At 64.1% G+C, this 20,082-nt stretch carries 18 protein-coding genes; 4 read left to right on the plus strand and 14 right to left on the minus strand.

Annotation, left to right across the window (positions count from 1 at the left end):
* The first annotated feature begins 18 nt into the window (after nucleotides 1–18).
* Together ACV7NN_RS08810 and ACV7NN_RS08815 are read left to right on the plus strand one after the other, a co-directional pair.
* Nucleotides 19–3,678, plus strand: a complete 3,660-nt coding sequence (locus ACV7NN_RS08810) for an AAA family ATPase (protein WP_463349194.1) — start codon at nucleotides 19–21, stop codon at nucleotides 3,676–3,678.
* A 125-nt stretch (nucleotides 3,679–3,803) separates the two neighbouring features.
* Entirely contained in the window at nucleotides 3,804–6,077 is a 2,274-nt protein-coding gene (locus ACV7NN_RS08815) for an NACHT domain-containing protein (RefSeq protein WP_463349195.1), read from the plus strand.
* A 71-nt stretch (nucleotides 6,078–6,148) separates the two neighbouring features.
* Here the strand turns inward: ACV7NN_RS08815 and ACV7NN_RS08820 are convergent, their stop codons facing one another.
* The 7 genes from ACV7NN_RS08820 to ACV7NN_RS08850 form a co-directional block, all read right to left on the minus strand.
* Nucleotides 6,149–6,688 (minus strand): hypothetical protein, encoded by a 540-nt coding sequence (locus ACV7NN_RS08820; protein ID WP_463349196.1) that lies wholly within the window; start codon nucleotides 6,686–6,688, stop codon nucleotides 6,149–6,151.
* Complete coding sequence (locus ACV7NN_RS08825; protein WP_463349197.1) at nucleotides 6,685–7,095, minus strand: hypothetical protein; 411 nt, start codon at nucleotides 7,093–7,095, stop codon at nucleotides 6,685–6,687. Before ACV7NN_RS08825 ends, ACV7NN_RS08820 begins: the two co-directional genes overlap by 4 nt.
* Entirely contained in the window at nucleotides 7,088–8,899 is a 1,812-nt protein-coding gene (locus ACV7NN_RS08830; protein ID WP_463349198.1) for a type IV secretory system conjugative DNA transfer family protein, read from the minus strand. The genes ACV7NN_RS08825 and ACV7NN_RS08830 overlap by 8 nt, the downstream gene beginning before the upstream one ends.
* 2 nt (nucleotides 8,900–8,901) lie before the next feature.
* Complete coding sequence (locus tag ACV7NN_RS08835; RefSeq protein ID WP_463349199.1) at nucleotides 8,902–10,107, minus strand: hypothetical protein; 1,206 nt, start codon at nucleotides 10,105–10,107, stop codon at nucleotides 8,902–8,904.
* 236 nt (nucleotides 10,108–10,343) lie between these two features.
* Nucleotides 10,344–11,930, minus strand: coding sequence for an SCO6880 family protein (locus tag ACV7NN_RS08840; RefSeq protein ID WP_463349200.1), 1,587 nt, complete (start codon nucleotides 11,928–11,930; stop codon nucleotides 10,344–10,346).
* Nucleotides 11,931–11,947: 17 nt separating this feature from the next.
* A complete protein-coding gene (locus tag ACV7NN_RS08845) occupies nucleotides 11,948–13,270 on the minus strand; it encodes a hypothetical protein (RefSeq protein ID WP_463349201.1) in 1,323 nt (440 codons plus the stop codon).
* Nucleotides 13,270–13,584 carry a hypothetical protein gene (locus tag ACV7NN_RS08850; protein ID WP_463349202.1) on the minus strand — a complete coding sequence of 105 codons (315 nt, stop codon included), beginning with the start codon at nucleotides 13,582–13,584 and terminating at the stop codon, nucleotides 13,270–13,272. The genes ACV7NN_RS08845 and ACV7NN_RS08850 overlap by 1 nt, the downstream gene beginning before the upstream one ends.
* Nucleotides 13,585–13,750: 166 nt before the next feature.
* On the opposite strand from ACV7NN_RS08850, the gene ACV7NN_RS08855 reads away from it, so the two are divergent.
* Nucleotides 13,751–14,365, plus strand: a complete 615-nt coding sequence (locus ACV7NN_RS08855) for a hypothetical protein (RefSeq protein WP_463349203.1) — start codon at nucleotides 13,751–13,753, stop codon at nucleotides 14,363–14,365.
* Between the two features lie 60 nt (nucleotides 14,366–14,425).
* On the opposite strand, the gene ACV7NN_RS08860 is transcribed toward ACV7NN_RS08855, so the two are convergent.
* From ACV7NN_RS08860 to ACV7NN_RS08890, 7 genes are all read right to left on the minus strand, one after another.
* Nucleotides 14,426–14,935, minus strand: coding sequence for a hypothetical protein (locus ACV7NN_RS08860; RefSeq protein WP_463349204.1), 510 nt, complete (start codon nucleotides 14,933–14,935; stop codon nucleotides 14,426–14,428).
* Nucleotides 14,919–15,668, minus strand: coding sequence for a hypothetical protein (locus ACV7NN_RS08865; RefSeq protein WP_463349205.1), 750 nt, complete (start codon nucleotides 15,666–15,668; stop codon nucleotides 14,919–14,921). Before ACV7NN_RS08865 ends, ACV7NN_RS08860 begins: the two co-directional genes overlap by 17 nt.
* The gene (locus tag ACV7NN_RS08870; RefSeq protein WP_463349206.1) at nucleotides 15,662–16,354 is read right to left on the minus strand and encodes a hypothetical protein; all 693 of its coding nucleotides are present in this window, start codon (nucleotides 16,352–16,354) and stop codon (nucleotides 15,662–15,664) included. Before ACV7NN_RS08870 ends, ACV7NN_RS08865 begins: the two co-directional genes overlap by 7 nt.
* Entirely contained in the window at nucleotides 16,333–16,773 is a 441-nt protein-coding gene (locus ACV7NN_RS08875; RefSeq protein ID WP_463349207.1) for a hypothetical protein, read from the minus strand. Before ACV7NN_RS08875 ends, ACV7NN_RS08870 begins: the two co-directional genes overlap by 22 nt.
* A complete protein-coding gene (locus ACV7NN_RS08880) occupies nucleotides 16,770–17,975 on the minus strand; it encodes a helix-turn-helix domain-containing protein (RefSeq protein ID WP_463349208.1) in 1,206 nt (401 codons plus the stop codon). The genes ACV7NN_RS08875 and ACV7NN_RS08880 overlap by 4 nt, the downstream gene beginning before the upstream one ends.
* Nucleotides 17,976–18,215: 240 nt before the next feature.
* A complete protein-coding gene (locus tag ACV7NN_RS08885; RefSeq protein WP_463349209.1) occupies nucleotides 18,216–18,950 on the minus strand; it encodes a DUF2637 domain-containing protein in 735 nt (244 codons plus the stop codon).
* Nucleotides 18,943–19,317, minus strand: a complete 375-nt coding sequence (locus tag ACV7NN_RS08890) for a hypothetical protein (protein WP_463349210.1) — start codon at nucleotides 19,315–19,317, stop codon at nucleotides 18,943–18,945. Before ACV7NN_RS08890 ends, ACV7NN_RS08885 begins: the two co-directional genes overlap by 8 nt.
* Before the next feature lie 373 nt (nucleotides 19,318–19,690).
* Here ACV7NN_RS08890 and ACV7NN_RS08895 point away from each other — a divergent pair, with 373 nt between their 5' ends.
* Nucleotides 19,691–20,032 (plus strand): helix-turn-helix domain-containing protein, encoded by a 342-nt coding sequence (locus tag ACV7NN_RS08895; protein ID WP_463349211.1) that lies wholly within the window; start codon nucleotides 19,691–19,693, stop codon nucleotides 20,030–20,032.
* Nucleotides 20,033–20,082 lie beyond the last annotated feature (50 nt).

Consider the following 20,082-nt stretch of genomic DNA (forward strand, 5'->3'; position numbering starts at 1 on the left):
AGAGACTAAGATATCAGTATGCGAGGCGGGATAGTTCCGTGGAAACGTGGGTCAGCAGGCCACGGAATTCGGGCTGCCGTCTCGTACGCGCTCGGGGGTAGCTGCGACGCGTCGAAGGCGAACGAGGCCGCGCAGGACACCGTGATCGCCGCATCCCGGTACGCCGCCCAAACCGTCACGCGACACGTCGTGACGAACGGCGAGATCTCGCGCGACGAGCTCAGCGTTGACCAACTCCAGACATGGATCGACGGCCGCGATCCCGAGACCGGCGACGTGCGCGGCAAAACCATGCACGAGCCCAACGCCGCGCTCCTGTACGACGCCACGATCAACACGCCGAAGTCGTACTCCCTGGTCGCGATGATGCATCCAGGGCTGGCAGCGGAGCTGTCGAAACTGATGGACCGGGTTCGCGACCAGGCGATCGCGAAGTGGCAGACCGAGTTGAACGCGCGCCGTGGCGCCGGGTCCAAGGTCCGTGAGGACCTGGCCCGGATCGAGGTGGTCGAACTGGACCACGCCCGGTCCCGCTCGTTGGACCCACATTCCCACCGGCACTTGTGGCTGAACGCGAAGGTCCAGGGCCAGGACGGCAAGTGGTCCAATGTGGACTCGAAGGTGCTCATGCAGTACCAGCCCATCATCAACGGGGAGGGAGAGCTGGCGGCCCGGACGGACCCGCAATGGCGGGCCACCCTGGACCGGTTCGGACTGACACTGGACGCCGATGGCGAGATCGCAGAGGTGGCCCATCTGGTTCGTCCGTTCAGCAAGCGGGCCACTCAGATCGAGACCAACCGGGCCGCCCGCGAGGCGTGGTGGCGGACCAACAACCCGGGCCGCGAACCGTCGGCCCAGCACTTTGCTTCGTTCGACGCGTGGGCGTGGGCCAAGGACCGCCCGAATAAGCCCAAAGAGTTCGACGAGATGGACTGGACCGAGAAAGTCCGTTCCGAGTTGATGGACCTGGACCAAGAGGCCGGGCACAAGCTGGCCCACCTATTCACCGCATCGGACCACGCGGCGGAATCAGGCGTGGACCGCGCGGCAACGGCAGTGGACCATCCATCGATCGCAGATCTGGACCGCGACCAACTCGCGCTTTACGCATCGGTCTGGGCCGACAACCGGTCCGCGCGGTCCAACGACCGGTTCAATCACTACACGCTGCGGGCCGCGGTGGCCTACGCCGTCGCCGCGACCAACCTGGTCGCTGACCGGGCCACCTTGGACGAGTTGATCGAGGACGTCACCGACCGGGCCATCCGCGACCACACCGTGACCCTCGCTGACGCTGAGCACTTGCCGGGCCACATCAAAGCCTTGCGGTCCACTGCCACGGTCCAGGTCAAGACCGAGCTGGAGGCGCTGTTGCGCGAGATCCAGAAACCAGGCCGCCGTCTGGGCGAGAAATCCATCAGGGAGATCGACCGGGCCACGAACAAGCATCCGCTGGACTCGAGGCAGTGCGAGTCTGCCCAGCTGATCGCGGGCACCGACCGCCTCTTGACCATCACCGGGCCGGCCGGCACAGGCAAGACCACGATGCTGACGGTCGCGAAGAAGGCGCTCGACGCACAAGGCCGACGGGTGATCGTTGTCGCACCCTCCAAGAAGGCCGCTCAGGTAGCCGGTGCCGCGATCGGAGCGAACGCATCATCCGTCCACGCGCTCCTTCACTCGTACGGATGGCGCTGGTCCAGCGACCGCGCAGGCGAGCACTGGACCCGCCTGAAGCCTGGCGACCTGGACCCGCACGCCGGGCATGAATACACCGGACCGGCGGATTCGTTCATCCTTGGTCCCGGCGACCGGATTGTGGTCGACGAGGCCGGGATGATGGACCTCTACGCTGCCCGCGCACTCCTCAGCATCGCGAACGAGACCGGAGCCGGCATCGCCAAAGTCGGCGACCCCCGCCAGCTCGATCCCACCGGACACGGCGGGGCGATGGCACTCGCTACCCGCCTCGCGGATGCGACGACCGAGCTGTCGGCCGTCCACCGATTCCGGCTCGCCGACGATACCGCCGACGCTGAGTACGCCGCGCTCTCACTTCGGCTTCGCGAGCCAGCCGGCGCAGAGGATGCTGGGGCAATCGCGTACGAGCTCGCGCGGCGTGGTCAGATCGTCCGTGCCGACGATGATGACTCCGCCCGAGCCCTGATCGTGGACAAGTGGTTCGCCGCCCACGGTGCCGGCAAGACCATCGCGATCACGACGACGACGAACGACCAGGCGCAGGACATCAACGAGGCCATCCAGGCGCGACGCATCGATCAAGGCCAGCTCGACACAACCCGCGCTGCTTTCGGGCAGCACCAGCAGGCTCTATATATCGGGGATCGCATCCAGACCCGCAAGAACGACTCCAGCGCGGATGTCTCCAACCGTGACGACTTCACCATCATCGACATCCACGACGACGGTCGTGTGACCGCGCGTCGCGAAGGCGACTTCCACAACGACGAGACCACGCTCGGTGCCGACTATCTCGCGTCGCATGCGCACCTGTCGTACGCATCCACCGCGCACGGCATCCAGGGTGCCACGGTTGACTACGCCATCACGGCACCCGGCGTGACCGGTGCCGGCCTCTACGTCGGGATGACCCGTGGTGTCCGCGAGAACCACGTGATCAGCACGGCCGCGACCCCGGATGCGGCGATCGCCGAGATTGCCGAGGCGATCCGTCGCAGCGCGGTCGAGGACACGGTGGAGCAGACCCGGATGCAGATCGACTACGAGCTCTCCGTCGCCGCGATGCCGAAAGAGCCCACCCTCACTGCCAAGGACCAGCTCGCGATCGATTCGCTCCGGACCGCCATGACCGACCGGCTGGGCGCAACCGAACACGAGATCCGGATTGTCGACGCCCTACGCGAGCTCGCGATGGCCGGCGAACTGAACCCGTGGCAGACGCACACCGCGCTCACGACAGCAGCCGATCAGCTTCGGCAGGCAGAGACGCGGCGTGCCGATCTCGAGCGACTTGTTGCCGACACCGAGCACGCCGCCGTACGCGTGACCAACAACCGAATCGCCGAGACACGGAACGCACTGGACCATGCCGACCAGGCAGTCCGGGACGCTAACCCCCTTGCGCGCGGCATGAAACAGCGTGCCGCTGAGCGCGCCCGAACTCTCGCGCAGTGCCAGTACGAAGCGACCATCCCCGGGGACTCGACTCGCACCACTCCCGATGCATGGGTGTCGTGGGAACGAGCGGAGATCGAGATGGCGGTCTCACGTGCCCGAGGGCAGCTCACCGAACGGCTGCGCGCCAGTTCCGCAAAATTGCTCGCTGCAGCTCGAGAACTCGACGCTGCGCGGGACGCTCACCAGTCCACTATCGACTCCTGGCGGGAGCGCGTTGGCGGAGCGGCCGCGTTGCTTCCGCGCGGCGTCAAGGTAAGCGAAGCTGCCAATCTCGAGCGGCTCGGAGTCGTCCGCGAGAAGCTCGATCAGCAGGCATCGAAGATTCGAGTCGATCTTAAGACGTACGACGTGCTCTCAATCGAGGAGCGGGCCTCCGTCGCTCATGAGCTGAACCGCCCGACCGCCAATGAAGAAGTGCAGCGGAGCGAGAAGACGGCACTGTTTGAAGCCGAGACGAAGGTCGGACACGGCTCGACGATGATCCCCTCCCCCAACATGTCGAACTCGGTGATTTAGACAACGTTCCGTGGCCCTTCGCTCTCAGGTAATCGAATGTGATGCCCAAGTCGCGACGTGTCGACCCACCGTGCCGTAGGTTTCATCTCAGTACGGCATCTCAACTCCAAACTGACGAGGCAAGCATGAATGAAGCAGGCGAATCGGGCCACGAGTTCGAACAACGCGGCCTATCGCTAGCTCGCGCTCTACACGACCCAATGGGCACACAGGGCGCAGTTATGTATCTGGGCAGCGAGCGGGATGGGCTTTTCGTTGGACATGAGGAGATCCACGCCTATGAGTTCACGGTTTCGCGAACAAAGGACAAGGCCGTCAAGGACGGTGCCAAACTCGCAGACCTACTCAGGGGTGTTGGGGCACAGGCTGGCAACTCTCTCAAAACACGAACAGGATGGTTTGTCACAGTCGAAGAGCCGACGGGCGAACAAAGGAGTTCAATCGAAGCCATCGCGCGGCAGCGCGGTGAGCGAATCAACGCGATAAGCATCGCAACTCTCCACTCCCGAATCTGCAATTCCGAGCTGTACATACAGGCGCGCGACAACGCACCGTTTGGGAGCGTCTCCTTCGGCACCATGCAGATGGCAAAGGCACCCAACGTCCCGGTCGAGCTCCGAAGCTCGAACGGCGAGTTTGTAACGGTCGACACCATGGCGGACCGCCTCATCACGGGGCAGCGAGTGCTTCTGGTCGGAAACTACGGAGTCGGTAAGAGTCACACACTACGTGAGCTCTACTCGATCCTACGCAAGCGGCACTTCAAGAATGGAAAGCTAACGCCGTTCCCGATCCACATCAATCTCCGCGACTGCGCTGGGCTCCGAACGCCGGCCGAGATTCTTCGGCGCCACGCGGAGGAGATCGGCTTTGATCATGCCAACGGCCTCATCTCGGCGTGGCGTGCTGGCGCGTGCGTGCTTCTTCTCGACGGCTTTGACGAAGTTGTGCCGAGCCGGTGGTTCGGGAGCGCTGCAGACCTTAAGACGGTTCGTTGGGAGGCGCTCAGCCCGATACGACGGCTTGTGAGCGAGACGCCGAACGGTGCTGGGATCGTCGTTGCAGGTCGATCGCATTACTTCTCAGGGAAGACGGAGATGGTCTCTGCCCTCGGTTTCAAGGCCTTCGAGCATTTCACCGTCCCCGACTTTGACGAAGGTCAATTGAAGCAATTCCTCGACCAAGCGGGCGTGAAATGGACGGTTCCCGACTGGGTTCCGATGCGACCGCTTCTCCTCGGATATCTGGTAGCGATCGATGCCGAGGACGCGGCCAACGTGGCGACAGCCGTGAGCCGGGCCACCGGATGGCGCCGGTTCATTGATGCCATCTGCGACCGCGAGGCGCAGATGTTCACTGGGGTGCGACCGGAGACCATTCGGAGCATTGTGTCTCGGGCAGCCACACTTGCGCGCTCGAGAGGCGACGTTACAGGACCGCTAGATATGGAGTTGCTGAAATCTGCATTTGTCGCGGTCAACGGCTTACAGCCAGATGAGGAAGGGCTTCAGTTGCTGCTACGCCTGCCGGGGCTTGCGGCGGCGGATCCCACAGATTCCGCTGAGGCTCGCGTTTTCGTGGATCGCGACCTTGCTGATACTGCGTACGGCCTGGACCTCGCCGAATATATTCTCAGTCCATACGACGACTCTCATCCGCTCATTTCTGTCGCCTCCTGGTCGACTGCCTCGAGCGACCTTGGTGTTGAGGTTTGCGCCGCCTCCTTGAATGAACTCGGGGGCGGCCCGACGATTGTGACGTCAGCTTTGGTGGCCCGTGCAAAGCACGAGAGATTCGACGCGGTAATGGCGGACTTGATTCGAGTTGCCGTCGAGTTCACCTGGGACGCCCGACCTGTGGCCTCCACATTCCTCGTAACTGGGGTCTATTTCGAACAGTTGATCCTTGCTGACCACCCCGTACTCGGAGTCGCTAGCTTTCGCGACTGCGTGATCGAACGCTTGGATGTAAGCGGTCTCGATGAGGCGAGCGCTGCGCCTCATTTTCAACAATCACTGATCGGACTCATCGACGGAGTATCCGCTTTACCGAAATGGCTGGACGGGCAGTTTGCGGACTGTGAGATCGACCGATTCAGCCTCGCGACCCAAACCACGGCCGGCATCATGCAACTCGATCTTGACCGTGAGTCGAGGATCGCCCTGAGCGTGCTGAAGAAGGTCTTTGGACAACGCGGATCAGCTCGCAAAGAGGGGGCGTTGAGCCGGGGTCTAAGCCTTAATGACAGACCGCTCGTTTCCAAGGTCATTGACGAACTGGTTTCGCAGGGCTGGCTTTTGAAATCGACTTCCGGTAACAACGTCGTCTATGCAGGCGCGAAGGAGCGACGCAAGGACGCCCTTCACGCGCTCGAAACGCCCGCCGACTTCAAGCTGTGACTTAGCTTTGCACCCGAGCCCCGGACACTCGCCTGTTTCGATGCATCTGATGCGCAACGCGACGTAACTGATCAGTAGGTGTGTGTCTGGGTCGCCCAAATGTCAAAGCGTTCGATGTAGTCGGTGAATCGGCGTTCCGACGGCTCGATGTGCTGACTGAAGCAGGCTTCGACGTTGTAGTCGCGGAAACGCACGAACGCCGCCGACATCTCCCGATGGAAGCCCAAAGGGCCGCCACCGGAGCCGTCGGCTCGGAAGGATGCGACCCAGAACGAGCAAAGCGCTGAGAGCTCTTCGACGAGCGCGCCGTGCATGAACCAGCAGTCGGGGATCTTCGAGCTGGATAGGTGGTAGCGGTGGATGAGCCAAGTCACCCACTCGGCTAATGCCGCCCAGTTCTCAGCGATCTCGTCGTCAGGCATCGTGCGCCAGTTGAAGATGGTCACGTCGCCGATCAGTTCGGTCGCGGTTCCCCGGTCACTGGCGTTCTCGTCTAGCTGCTCAAGCCGTTCAAATTGTTCGGGGCGCAGCTCGTAGTCACGGAATCGACTCGCCAGATCTTCTAGGTCGTCCTCAGCGAGCGGTGTCGGCGTCTCGTCGTTCTCGCTCATCGGGGCGAGTCCACAAGCGCGGGAGTGCAACCGAGGACAAGGTCGACGATGCGGCGGCGGAGTCTTCGGATCGCTTCGAGCGACGCGATCCGCCGGCTAAGGCTGCCGTATGTCGATTCGAAGTCGAGAAGCTTATGCACGGCTTCGTGACAGCGGGGGCAGAGCGCGACTATGTCGTCGTGGTCTTCTTCTGCAATCCATCCGCTCGCAGTCCAGATCACACCGCTGTAGTCGAGATGATGCAACTCGAGGTTGCCGAGGACAAAGCAGGCGGCGCACTCCGGTCGCCTCCCGGTGCTGATCTGCTCCTCGCGTCGCCACTGGGTCGAGCGGTGTCGCCAGCTGGGTGAGCGAAGGTACTCCTTGTACTTTGCTCGCTCGATGTCGGGCTTGCGTCGGCTAGACATTCACGGGGTCCTTCTCATCGGTGGCATAGTCGTCGTAGCTGTCTCGGAGCGCGGCGCGCGCTTGGGTCTCGGTGCTCTTCTTTCCGGCGCTGATCTCGGAAGCATCGGCTCGTTCGATCCAGGCGGCGAGGTCGAGAAGCACTCCGCGCATGTTCTTGAAGACGAGCACACCGATCCCGTCGGGCAGCCGGCGCAGCTCGTCGGCGCGGATCAGCGGCACGTCTTCGTCCTGGGTGTTGTAGGTGACGCCTGCCCGGGTTGATTCACTGAAGGAGTACTTCTTCACCGTGCGCGGTCCGAGGAGTTTGGAGAAGTTCTCGAGGTCGGATTCCGCTGCGGCCCCGCCGAGCAGCACCTTGACGTTTGATGCTTCCCAGATCGTGTCTGCCTGCGCGGCAGACCAGCCGGAACGCGCCTGGGACAGGGACTGAAGGACGACCATGGTTGACACTCCTTGCCCTCCGCCGTCAGCGAGGACCATCGGCAGCTCGGGCCAGGCGAACATGTTCGCGATCTCGTCCAGCACGAGGGTGAGCGGCGGGTCGAGACGACCGCCTTTCTGGGTCATCGCTTTCTTCCTGGCGGCTTCGACGACGTCGTTCATCATGGCTGAGAGGAATCCACCGACGGCGGCCACTCCGACACCTGTCCCGACCAGATAGAGGGTTCCGCGTCGGTTGATGAAGTCGATGGCGTCGAATTCCTCACCGGGCGCGGGCGACATGGACTCGGCGATCTTCGGGAGGAATAGTGGGTCGAATGCCATCTTCAAGGAATGCCAGTTCGAGTCGACCATCCGTGGGTCGGCGTCGAGTACGCCTTTGAGCCGTTCGGCCCAGCCGGGCGCGCCGCCTGCTGCGAGGTCATCGATCGCGAAGCGCGCTTGCCCAGGGCTCGCGGTCCAGGCGCGCATCTGCTCGATCCCGCGGCCGCCGACGGCCGCGGCGTGCAAGAGGCCGGCTGCGATCGTCGCCGATGCCGCCGCCCAGTCGGCATTGTTGCCGTCGGTCGCGGCCGACCCGCCGAGGATGTCTTTCGCGCGCCGCGTGGCGACTTCGGGATCGTCGGAGCCGATGATCGGTGACCACTTCCTGCCGCCGGGGATGCCGGTGACACCTTGGGGGTCGAAGACGACGATGGGGCGGCCATCGACGGCGCGGGCGTTCAACGTGGCGTGCAGGTTGTCGGGGCGGGTGGAGGTGGTCACGACCGCGCCCGGAGCGTCGATGATCGCGCCGATGATGATCCGGAATCCTTTGCCGCTTCGAGGCGGACCCCAGAGGCACATGCTGGACTCGACGGACACGTAGACGGGGACACCCCGGGAGCGGCCCAGCGACATTCCCACGTCCCGCGGAACTACCGCCCGACCTGAATCCGCCAGCGCAGGGCGCAGGATCGACGCATGGGCGAGCACCGCGCGGGCGGAGATCGTGTTCTTGATCTCACGGGCGCGGGCGAATCCGTCACGTGTGCGAAGGTCATTCATGAAGTAGCCGGTCGAGTGGCGCCAGTTCTGCCAGAAGATCCCACCGGCCACCGCAATCAGCACCATCAGCACCACGAGCACGATCGCCGCCCCGTCGAGCGCCGCCGCTGGAACTGCGCATCCGGGTACCTCGCCGAACCGGGTCGGGCTCTGAGTGAACAGGAACACCAGCGGCGAGACGATCTGATTGCTCAGGGTCGCGAAGCGTCCGCAGCCGAGAAACGTTGCGACTTGCATCGCCGGGATCAGGGCGAGAAGGAAGAGGAGCGCAGCCGTCAGCGCGGTGTAACCCATGCGCTGCCTGGTGGACATCATGGTCAGTGCTCCCGTTCAACGGTGTCGGTCGTGAAGGCTTCCCATTCGGCTTCGGAGGGCTGGATACGCACCACATCCGCTTCCTCGCGACTGACGAGGAAAAGCGCCTCACCGGGCTCGAATTGGAGGGTCAACTCGGCTTGCGTGGCGTTCAGGCCCAGGGTGCGGGTCACGTAGTCCACGGTGTCGGCGGTCTGCCCGAACGCGATGCGGATGTCGGTGTCGGCGATCAGGCCCTGGGCCTGGGCGCGAATGGCTGAGCCTTCGTCGCCGAGCGCGTCGAGATCGGATCCGCGGTGGAACAGGTACCAGTTGGAGGTGTTGTCGTCGCGCCCGAGCTTTTCCTGGGTGGTCTTGTCGTCCAACCCCGAGCCGGACGAGTTCACGTCGGCGAGGAGGCCGATCGCGGCTTCCTCGTGAACGATGACGCGGCGCTCTTTCGTCGCGCTGATCGCCTGCTTGATCCAGTTCGAGGTTGCCAGAGTCGCGATGGCCTGCCCCTCCTTGGACGTGTATTTCAGCCCCGAGGTGTCCACGGTCATGATCGGCACGCTCGTGTCGAACTGCACCGTCGAATGACTGTCGAACATGCCCCGCACATCCCCCTCGACCAGTCGGCGCAGGGTGTGAAAGAGGTTACGGCCGCCGTCACCGACGAGTTCTCGGGACTCCGCGGACGGCTCGAGCAGGCAGTCAAGCACGGCACTCGCAGTCGGCCGGTCAGTGCGCGCAAGCACTTCGCCAAGAGCCAGGTCGAGGGCGGTGTGTTCGACGTCGGCGATGCCGTCCTGGCTGCGAAGGATGCCCACGATCTTTCGAAGGGTCGAGCGCCGCTGCTGCAGAACGAGCTCAGCGTGCTCGTCGCGCGTTAGATCCGGACGCGCTGGCCCGGGATCGAGCAGGTTCAGTACGTGTGCGCCGCCGGGTCGAACTGCGATTGTTCGCCCGTTTGCGTACCTGGCGAGTGGCGTCCATTCGCCTTTCGGGTCTGAGGGGACGGCGAAGCGCACACCGTCGGAGAGGAGCCGGTTGGCCCATACCTTGCAGCCCATGGATTTGCCGGTGCCGGGCGGCCCGAAGATCGCGACGGCGAAAGACCGGGCGATGCCGGCCGCGTACGCTTCCCACGGAGAAAGCGAGTAACCGCGCCGCTTGAACAGGTTCTCGCCGATCAGGCCGCCCTTAGTCGGGGCACCGGTGCCGGCCACGAATGGGTATGCCGCCTGCAGGACGCGGGTCGATACCCGGTGCACGGGCGGTCGCGCAGAAACGGACCCGCGCCAGTTCCACGGCTGTCGCACGCCTGCACGAGGAACGTCGCTGGTCGGCATCGCCGCTGCGACGACCTTCTCCTCGTCGTAGATGCGGCTGTGTGCCGACCGTTCGGCCGCCCGACGCGCCTTGCGCTGGGCAGATGTCTCGCGCGCGGGGACGAAAGTGACCGTCATTTCTTGACCGCCCCGAGTGCGAATGGCAGCGCGGCCGTGTTGAAGGCGGCTGCCTGCTGGAAATACATCACCCTCGGCTCGATCTGCGCCTCTTGCGCGGCCACCTCGATCAGGTTCCGCGCTTCGTCGAGTTCCTCCCTGGAGGATGCGGAGATCGTGATGAATCCGCGGTACTCCATCTCGCGGAACCCTTCGGAGAGGTCGTCCTCGCGTGCGGTGACCTCTTCGGCTTCTGCGTCCTGTTCACGCGTTGTGCGCTGGCCCATCTTCTGCCGGGTGCTCTCGGCCTGGTCCAGATCGGTCTGCGCGTGGTTGATCTTCCGGAGCGCGTCCTCCTTAGAAACCGGCCCCAGCTGCAACGTGACACAGCGGGTGAATTCACCGGAATCGCGCACGAGCTCCTCGAGGAAGCCGATCGGTACGTCGCTGGTGGGCCATTCACCGATCCAGAAGACCTGGTGGTAGCTCTCGTCGACGCGCAGGTGGTCCCAACGCCGCATCGCTCCAAGCGGGCGTACCGCCTCGGGCGCGCTCAAAGCCTCGCCCCATCCGTCCCGTTGTCTAGCGATCAGGGTTTCCGGGTCATAAGCGCGGCGGGCGGAGAGCCGGAGCTGGTCCGCCGTCAGAGCGCGCACGTTGCTGACCCCAGCACGTGAGAGCGCCCGAACCTGCGTTTCCGCTTCCAGCTCCAGCACCTGGCCGGCGCCGTCCAGTCCTCCCCCGGCCCGTTTGATGCGCTGGGTGAATCGGCGATCGCGAAGCGAGTTGAGCGAAAGGGCGAAGGTGATCTCGTAGGAGAACTCCATCGATGCTGCTTCGACGGTAGCTGCGGCCTCGCGCGCCTGCTCGTCCGACCACGCCAGTGGGGACTCATCGGTGAACCGGAGTTGCGTCCCGCACGAGACGCAGAATCTGTATGGCCCCGGGCTCCCGCAACTCGGACAAACCACCGGGCGGGCTTCTGCCTCGAGGCGTTCTGTGATGCGCTTCTCGGTGTAGTCGGAGACGTCTGTCGACGACGAGAAGTCGGTGCGCATCCGTATGTCGGCGATCGTCAGGCCCGGGACGCGGGTGAGGCCGTTCATCCATGACACGAAACCGGCGACGCCGCTGCCTCGCTGGCTCTCGTCGAGGAGCGGCCAGGTTGAGGTGTCCATTGTGAGCGTGAAGGCGAACTGTCCCCGGGTCGGGTCGTAGCTGAACCCGAGTCCGTTGCTTGTCTCGTGGATGTCGAGTGATCCGAGCGCACCGGGGAGGGTCAGCCGGCCGACCTTCACCACCGCTGGGCCGCCCTGGGCGACCCACTGTCTTGTCGCTCCTTCACGCCAAAACCGGAGGACGTGAAGCACGTAGACCAGGAGCGCCTCGCGCCGCCATCGACCCGCGCCAGTGAGCCCGGCGAGGATGATCGGTCCGATGAGCACTCCGAGCAGAGTCCATGCTTGTGCCCACAGGAGAGTCGCGACGACGAGGACGCATCCGCCGATCACGAACAGCTGCGACCACACCAAGCCGAGGATCACACCACGACGTTCTCTACGCCCGAATCGGACTCGAATTGCGCTGACCGTTCCTTCACTCATTGGGCTCTTCCTTTCGCTCAACTCTCGCGGCCATTGCTTGGAACGGCGTTCCGTCGCCGGTAGAAGCCGCCGGACGTGGTGCGACCGCTATCGCGGTTGCGTCCTGCTCGGCCGTTGGCCCCGCTTTTACCCGTGGTTCCGTTGCCTTCGCTGCCGCCATCGCGACCGCTCGCGCCGTTCCTGCCACCGCCACCGCTCGCGCCGGCTTGTCCCCGGCCAGTCGAACGTGTGCTCGCCAAGCGCGACGTATTGCGAGCACGGCCGAGCATCCCCGCCACGCGTGCCGGCGTGCCAGCTACGCTCCGAACCGACTGAACCTTGCTGAGCCCTCGGGTAACAGATGGACGCGACGCGACCGCGGCCTGCACCTCGTTGCCGGCCCAGCGAGTCAGCGCAATCGTCATGGCGGGCGACGCCGATGCAAGAAGGAGCCCGACGAACCCCGCAACGATTCCCCACAAGTCTGTCGTCGTCTGGCCGGTCTCCTTCTGAGCGTCGGTCGATCCACCTGCGGCGATCGCGACGCAGACGCCGATAATTCCTGCCGCCAGGGGTTTCGCAAGCAGGAGGCCCGCGACGATCTCCGCCCATCCCTTAGCCCACGCCGAGAACTTGGGCTGCCCGACGAACATCAACGGGATCGGTGCCATCGCTGCCAGCACTGCCAGACCAAAGACTCGAGTAAGCATCGCGACAGAGAGGAACCCAACCGCTATCAACAGAAACCCAAGGACAAGGATTGCCATCAAGGGGCTCGTGCCGCCATCGAGCGGGGCGACGATCGCCTTACTGACATCCGTGTCGACAATCACCCACGGCGACGCGTCCGGATCTGCGACCTCGTACGAGCTGAGTCCAGTCATGTTCAGCACAGCGTGGGTCAGCCCGCCTTCCTTGTCGTTCTGAAGGAGATCCATGAACGAGTCAGTGACGGCGTTGACGAACAGGTTCATCTGCTGCATCAGGAGCGTGCCGACGAATACGGTCGGGACGCTGGCGAGCATGGCCAGCGTCACTTGACGGACGCGCCGGCCCGAGCCTTGGGCGATTGCAACGGTGAGTTGGACAATGCCAACGATCACCGCGACCGATGACATCAGAACCATCCAGAACGCGAACTGGTTAGACAAACCCAAGTTCCCGAACGTCCCGGTCTGATCGTTGGCCGCAAAGATCGTGATCGACGAGTCGGCGTTCAGCGCACCGCGAAGGAGACCCGCGAACCACGACGCGAGCTGGTCGGCGAAGTCACGCAGAACCGTATTGAACGCGTCGGCCACGGAGTTCTTGGCCGCGCAGCCGACGTCCAGCCAGCTACAGTCCTCGGCCGGGCCCAGCATCAGCCGGCGACCTTCATTCCCTGCGCGAGCGCGATCAGCCCGGTCGCAGATCCGCCCACGACGACCGCGACGACGGCAACAATCACAACCTTCCACCCCCAGGCCTTGGCCTCATGCTGGCGGGCAAGTGATCCGACAATCAGAAGGATCGCGCCGACGACCACCGCTAGGACACCGCCGCCCAATAGAAGGCCGGCTGCCCACCCGCCGAGGGTGGAGACGATGCCGGACAGGGGCCCGTCGAACACGGGTGCGGGCTGAACGAGACCGTCGGCGAGCACGAGCGGGTCGATGCGGGTTGCGAGCGAGAACATCAGGTGGCCTTTCGCCGTGGAGTGGTTCCCGCCGGACAGCGGGGGTTCACCCGTATACGCGAAAGGTGCTCGTAATCCTTCGCCGCGGTTGGCGCCGTGGGATCCGACATCGGCCCCCGCGAAGCGCCATCGGACCGTTGATGTGGCGGCCCACTAGGGTCGCGCTATGGATTGGACCGAACTGGAGCCTGATCAGCGGCTGACCTACCTAATCGGTGATATCGCCCGAAACGACGTCTTCGTGGAGGGCGAGGCTGGAAGCGTATTCCAGATCATCTCGGCTGCGAGCCCCAACCCCGCCGAAGAGCCGCGTGACCTCGCACACTTGCTGGATTCGATCAAGACGATGCTTCGAGGGATCGCGCTCGACGAATTCCCTCGCGAGATGACACGGCAAGCGATCATCGAGTGCAAGGCCGCACACAAGGCGCGCATCGGGCCCGTCCATGATCGGTGGATCCATCACGGCGCGCAGGACGAGAAGTGGACTGCGCACCAAATGCTCACGAGCCGACCGAGCAAAGTGCCCGCAAGTCCGAAGAATCTCAGCTCCTTCCTCAAGTGCCGAGACGATCTGCTTCACGCCGGCTGGCGGATGCGTGGTGTCGCACTCGTCTTGCCATCGTGGCTTGGCCAGGCAAGCTTCCTCGACGAGGTGACTGAGACCGATCGCCGCATGTGGACCGCTGTCGCCCTCGGCCGCTTTCCGGTTCAATCCGGGTACGTCCTATCGGGTGTCGAGGTAGACGTGAACGTGCCGCTTGCTCCGAGAGGCGGATGAGCCCCGAGTGGAAACCGCCGCCGCTCTTGTCAGAGCTTTCGGGCGGCGCACCTTGCCTGTTCAGCTCCGACCTTGGGAGTCCACGATCGTGAGCACCTGCCAGGGGCGGGACGCGTCCGGGCGGGCCAGATTCACTGTGTACCGGCCCGCGTCTGTTGGTACGGTCACGATGGCCCACGAGACAAGATCGCCTGTAGTCCCAAACGGCGGCCCAGTTACCTCCGTCGCGGGGATACGGGACGGGTCGGCGTCCTTGTACCAACCTTTCCCCTGATCGCTCAGGTACGTGGACAGGCCCGCGTACCAGTCCGCGGGTGGCAGGGTGGGCCGGGCGAAGGCGGTCATCGCTGCCGTGGCCGTGCGGGCGGCGTCTGTACTCGCGTTCGCTGGAGCGGGACCGGGGTCTTCGTCGTGCTCGGGCGCCGGAGGGAGGGGCGTGCTCGATGCGGCTGGCACTCCGGCTTTCGGTGTCGCCGTATTTACCGGCTCGTGGTGAACGGGCGCGCAAGCGGTCAGAAGGACAAGGACCGCGCCGGTGACTGCGGTCGCGAGGCTAGTTCGTTGTGACATTCAGGGGCGCTTCCGTGTAGAGGAGGTCGATGTGTTGGTGGTTGCATCCGGCTTGGTCGAAGAACGGTGTCAGGTGCACGAGCGGGATCGCGGTCCGGCATTGGATCTGGCCGGCTCGGGATCCGGTGGGCATGATCGTGTCGAGGTACCTCACCAGGTCAAGGCTTTGCGGGTCGCCACCGGTAAGCCTGGTCCCGCTGAGGTTGGTGAAGTCGATGGCCGTCGCGGGGTTCTTGCAGTGCGCCGAGAACTCGCAGTTGAGGTCGAGGCCGATGCAGGGTCGGGCGAGGTCACTGATCCCGACGGTCTCGTACCGGCCCAGCGCGAGCACGAGGATCTGGAACACGCGAGAATCGACAGCACAGCCTGGCCGGGGCTGGCCGTCGGCGATCGGTTTGATCTCCCACAGAATCGTGTTCTGGCTCTCGACCTCGAAGAAGGTGCCGTTGTTGTAGGCGTCTATCAGGATTCGCGCGTTGGCCTGATCCGACGCAGACACGGTGCACGAGCTTTCGCAGGTGGCGGCCTGCCCGCTGCCGGCCAGGCCGCCCACGACAAGGCAGATCACGCCCACGATGCCCGCGATCGCCGCGAACGGTGACATGACCATCGCGATCAGCAGCCCGGTCAGGATTTTCGACTTCCGTGATTTACCCGCTGCACCGCGGGCGACGGCTTTTCCGAGCTTCCCGGCTATCTTCTTCCCCGCGGCCGCCGCGACGGGAGCTACCACGAGCACCTCTCTTCACGGAACACCCTCCAGGCGACCAGGCGCAGCAGGGTCGTCTCCCGCTCTGCGCGTGCCTCGCGCTGCGCGGATGCGCCAGCACCAACGGTGCGGGAAGGCACACAACGGTCCTGCACGTCGTCTAAGCCCAACCAGGGCTCGTCCGCCGCCAGCTGCACTGCGGCGCGAACCACGCCGGCCACTTGTCGGACCCACCAGCTCGTGGCCCCGCTGATTTCATGGTCGAATCCATCCGGATCGAATCGCTGCACGACTTTGGACCAGGTGCTCTCACCTACGGATGCGCGGATGTGGCGGCAGATCGCGCGGGCCTCATCTCGAGCCGATAACCGTTCGAGCAGGTCAGGGCTTGTCGAATCGGCGGTTTCGTGGTCGAACACTTCGCGGCGGCGGGCCCGTTTGTAGATGTGCTGCCGCACGACGTGTTGCGCGGTGCCGGTCGTGTATCGGCCGAGCGTCGCCTCGTTCGCACGCCCGGAGACGGCGGTGCGCTCCCACACGATCGAGAGGATGTCCGCGAGGACTTGTTCGGTATCGCTTTGACGCCCATAGGTTCCGAGGCGCGAGATGACCATTCCGCGGGTTCTCTCGACAGCGGCAGCGATGACCTTCGCGTCCTGAACCGCCGGATCATCCACGGGCCCCGAGATCACTTCTCGAAGCGTGTCCATGTCGCACCCTCATCGCAGGTGTAGCCCGTGATTATCGAAGCTGGAACCCACGCGGGCGTCAGCTTCGTCTCCCTCTCGCGGCGCGGGTGGCCGAAGTCGTCGAACCAGCCGAATTCGACGTACACGTTCGGGCCGTTTTCACCTTCTGTGAATCGTTCGGCGCGACCGAGTTCGTTTGTCACTCCCGATGCCGAGTGGAGGCTCAGACGGCATCCGATCAGATCGGACGCGTTGGCATTCGTCAGACGCGGTTGCTGTGGTGTGAGGACAAGTCCGACGATCACGATCAGCCCAAATGCGGCGAGGACCGCGGCGACGAGCCCCCACTGCCGCATCGAAAGCCGGAAGATCCGCCGACCAGTGCCTTGCTCAAGCCAGGACAGGATCCGTCGATCCGGGTTCGTGGTTTCCTCGGTCATGCGTAGATTTCCTCTCGTTGGCGTGGTGGATCGATCCTGGCTCGGTCCGCATCTCGAGCTGCCTCGAGCGCTGCGCGGGATGCCGGGTCGAGTGGTGACGACTCCGGCCAGTCCTTCGGGATTAGTCCCCGAGCTCGCGCCGACCGCACATCGGCGGCCTCCTGCGCTCCGCTGCGAGCCGGCACTGGGCTGGTCGGTGGATCAGTGACGAGCAGCTCAGGGCGAACCCACCGACCGGGCTCTCGCTCGATCGACGATGCGACGTATGCCACCGGATCGCCGATCGCTCGCGTCGACGCCGTGACGATCTCCACGGCTGCTCGCTCCAGGTCGATCGTTTCGACTCGCACCCTCGGTGACAGTCGCTGCACCAGCAGCTCCGCGTCAAGTCGCGGATGCACTTCTCGCATCAGGTTCGCCAGCGCTGGGTCGACCGCGAAGCCTGAACTGGAATCATCGTCGTCGTCCGTCGGTGGACCTGCGGCGGCCACGAGGCCAGGTGCGTTTTCGGTCGCGACGGAATCGTTCGAAGACGAATGAGGGTTCTCTTGTGGGTTCTCTTGAGGGTTCAACGTAGTGGGGGTGCAGCTCTCGCACCCTCCCCCTGCGACAGCTGCACCCTCCCCCTGCAGCTCCCGCAGCGTACCCGGCAAATCCTGCCGGGTACCAAACTCGCGGGATTCCTCGCCCGATGGAACGGCGGAGGATGTGCCAACGGCCGCGGATTCAATACCCGGCAAATCTTGCCGGGTACCCGTCGGCCGCGTGTTCTCGACGTCCAGCATGTAGCGGGTGCTGATCTGCGTACCCCGCCTGTTGAAACGTGGCTCGATGGCGACGAAGCCGAGCTTGCGAAGCTGTGCGATCTGGTCACGGACACTTCGCTCCGAAAGCTCAGCCTCGTACGCGATCAGCGCCACCGACGGGAAGCAGGAGTCCTGTTCGTCCGCCTTGTCTGCCAACACGACCAGGACAGCCTTACGGGAGGGTGAGCCGGTGCGGGCTGCCATCGCCCAGTTCAGCGCTCGGATGCTCACCGCTGCTTCTCCGGGCAGGACGCGAACCATCGAGAGCAGTGCAGACGCTCCGCCGGTAGGTCGTCCACGATGAGTTGGTTCGTCGTCGCAATAGCCGTCGCCACTAAACATCACCTCCCATTTCAGACCGACCGTGAGTTTCGAGCGGCTCAAGATCACGGACATAATGAGGGGCTGCCGCGATCTCAGCGTTCCGGCGTCGCCAGAACGCGAGATTCTTGCCCTCGACGATCTGCCTCGACGTCAGGTCCCGCACGTTTAAGGGATGGATCGAAACGGCTCGTTCGTATCGTTCGAGCTGCGATTCGGCGAACTCGGCCCAAAAGCGCCTGGCCTGCCGCTTCTCCCGGCAACCTGGGCGTTCCGTCGGATCGCACGAGAAACAAGCGGCGTCCTGGATGGCCGTCATGCGGGTGCTCCGATCGTTGAGATCTCGACGGATGCTTCGCTTTCATCAGCGATGGTCTTCTTGATCTCGTTCAGCCAGCGCTTGGCCGTGGTGAGCGGCACTCCCGCCCACTCGGCTGCCATCGAACCGGTCACATGCGTTCCCTCGTTAATGGCCTCGCGGACCCGGGCTTCGAGAACGAAGCGGGGTTCGGGAGAACGGTTGGGATGAGGGGTCTCGGTCCGCTCTGGTTTCGGCTTGTGCGCTTCCACCGAAGGCGGCGAGGCAGACAGCTTGGTCGGAGTGACTGTTCTAGAGGTTCGCGCTCTGTTCTTCTGGGAACTCACCATGACCACGAGCAGGTGCGAGGCGAGCAGGAGCGCGATGGCCGGCACCGCAGAGACGACGGTCGCAACAGCGAGCGGGACTCTGAGGTTTGCTTCGGTCGCGTGGAGCGCGTTTCCCGCAACGCTGATCGCCGAGAACACGACCAGGGCCGCCCACGGATACCAGGACACCCGACGACCTCGCCGCCCAAGGACGAACGCGGCCGCGGTTGCGACCACAATGAAGCCGTCGACGATCACCGGCCAAATGAATGCGAGCTCAGCGGGAATCCCCGAGGCGATCGCGAGATCGCGCAGCGACGCGAAGCTCAGCGTGAACCCGCCAGTCGCGAGAACCCCAACGCCGCACGCGGTCGCAATGTTCAGAACTGGGTTGGATCGTCCGATTGCGATCGGCTCACTCATGGGAACGTCCCACCTGCGCCACGGGTGTGGCGACGACGTCGACGAGCGATGAGGCGTCGTCGATGCCGCCCGAGCGGGCAACCCACCCTGCAACGACACCGACCGTTTCAGGTGACGTGCCAGCCAGCCACATCAACACGCGCTCGTCGTACGCGGCCCGCTCCACCCCTGCCGCGTCGAGCACCGACGACAGCACCCCAACGCGGCCTTCTGTCGTGAACGCTTCCCGGCCGAAAGCGCGACGCGATTGCGCACCGGACGCGAAGGGTCCAAGCCCTCCTGACGCCGGTTCAATGCGACAGTTCGCTCCTCCTCCGAGGTCGCTCGAAGTATCATTGACTGAGATCATGATTCCTTTCAGGATCACGGCCCCCTGTTACAGCAGGGGGCCATTTCTATGCGGAGACGTTGACGGCTGACCGGCTCGGGGCCGCGGGATCAGCGATAAGAGCCTCGATGCCCACGCCGAGGATGCTTGCGATCCTCATCGAGTCGTCGATCGAAAACGACACCGCGCCACGAAGTCGCCGGTCCAACCACACGAACGGCCGATCGAGCTTTCGTGCAAGCCATGAAGCCGAACGCTCCTGATCACGCAGGCACTGTCGGATGTTGTTCGCAACGATCGGCGACGTTTCGTGCATGGCGTTCCTTCCCGACATGCGAATAATTTCTATTCGCTAAGCAGAGAAGTTACCATAGTGCTTGGTATTCGCGCCATCTGGTCAGAGAATGGTCGCATGACCGATGTTTTCCAGGTACCTGTCGGGGATACGGACGTAACAGCCGAGCGAATCACCTTGCTGCTGTTCCGTCGAAAGATGACCTTGGCGGCCCTTGCGAAAGAGATCGGTGTTGCGCGACAGAACCTCAGTGCAAAAATGCACGGCCGACTTCGCTGGTACTTCCCGGAGATCAAAGCCGTCGCGGCTGCGCTCGACACGAGCGTGGCGTTTCTTAACGGGGAAACGACAGAACCCCGCCGGATCACCGACGGGGTTCTGATTGGTGCGGATGAGTACCGCGACTACCTCATTTGGTGCGCCCGGAGGGATTCGATCCCCCAACCTTCTGTTCAGTAGCTTGGGGGATCGAATCCCCCCGGGCGAATGACATCCTAACCGGGCTTTTC

It is taken from the genome of Leifsonia sp. Ger2509, from assembly GCF_055231915.1.

What these genes read in the sequence shown, in the direction of transcription:
- ACV7NN_RS08810 (WP_463349194.1), top strand. Translation starts at nt 19, where the DNA reads ATGCGAGGCGGGATAGTTCCGTGGAAACGTGGGTCAGCAGGCCACGGA.
- ACV7NN_RS08815 (WP_463349195.1), top strand. Translation starts at nt 3,804, where the DNA reads ATGAATGAAGCAGGCGAATCGGGCCACGAGTTCGAACAACGCGGCCTA.
- ACV7NN_RS08820 (WP_463349196.1), bottom strand. Translation starts at nt 6,688, where the DNA reads ATGAGCGAGAACGACGAGACGCCGACACCGCTCGCTGAGGACGACCTA.
- ACV7NN_RS08825 (WP_463349197.1), bottom strand. Translation starts at nt 7,095, where the DNA reads ATGTCTAGCCGACGCAAGCCCGACATCGAGCGAGCAAAGTACAAGGAG.
- ACV7NN_RS08830 (WP_463349198.1), bottom strand. Translation starts at nt 8,899, where the DNA reads ATGATGTCCACCAGGCAGCGCATGGGTTACACCGCGCTGACGGCTGCG.
- ACV7NN_RS08840 (WP_463349200.1), bottom strand. Translation starts at nt 11,930, where the DNA reads ATGAGTGAAGGAACGGTCAGCGCAATTCGAGTCCGATTCGGGCGTAGA.
- ACV7NN_RS08845 (WP_463349201.1), bottom strand. Translation starts at nt 13,270, where the DNA reads ATGCTGGGCCCGGCCGAGGACTGTAGCTGGCTGGACGTCGGCTGCGCG.
- ACV7NN_RS08850 (WP_463349202.1), bottom strand. Translation starts at nt 13,584, where the DNA reads ATGTTCTCGCTCGCAACCCGCATCGACCCGCTCGTGCTCGCCGACGGT.
- ACV7NN_RS08855 (WP_463349203.1), top strand. Translation starts at nt 13,751, where the DNA reads ATGGATTGGACCGAACTGGAGCCTGATCAGCGGCTGACCTACCTAATC.
- ACV7NN_RS08860 (WP_463349204.1), bottom strand. Translation starts at nt 14,935, where the DNA reads ATGTCACAACGAACTAGCCTCGCGACCGCAGTCACCGGCGCGGTCCTT.
- ACV7NN_RS08870 (WP_463349206.1), bottom strand. Translation starts at nt 16,354, where the DNA reads ATGGACACGCTTCGAGAAGTGATCTCGGGGCCCGTGGATGATCCGGCG.
- ACV7NN_RS08875 (WP_463349207.1), bottom strand. Translation starts at nt 16,773, where the DNA reads ATGACCGAGGAAACCACGAACCCGGATCGACGGATCCTGTCCTGGCTT.
- ACV7NN_RS08880 (WP_463349208.1), bottom strand. Translation starts at nt 17,975, where the DNA reads ATGTCCGTGATCTTGAGCCGCTCGAAACTCACGGTCGGTCTGAAATGG.
- ACV7NN_RS08885 (WP_463349209.1), bottom strand. Translation starts at nt 18,950, where the DNA reads ATGAGTGAGCCGATCGCAATCGGACGATCCAACCCAGTTCTGAACATT.
- ACV7NN_RS08895 (WP_463349211.1), top strand. Translation starts at nt 19,691, where the DNA reads ATGACCGATGTTTTCCAGGTACCTGTCGGGGATACGGACGTAACAGCC.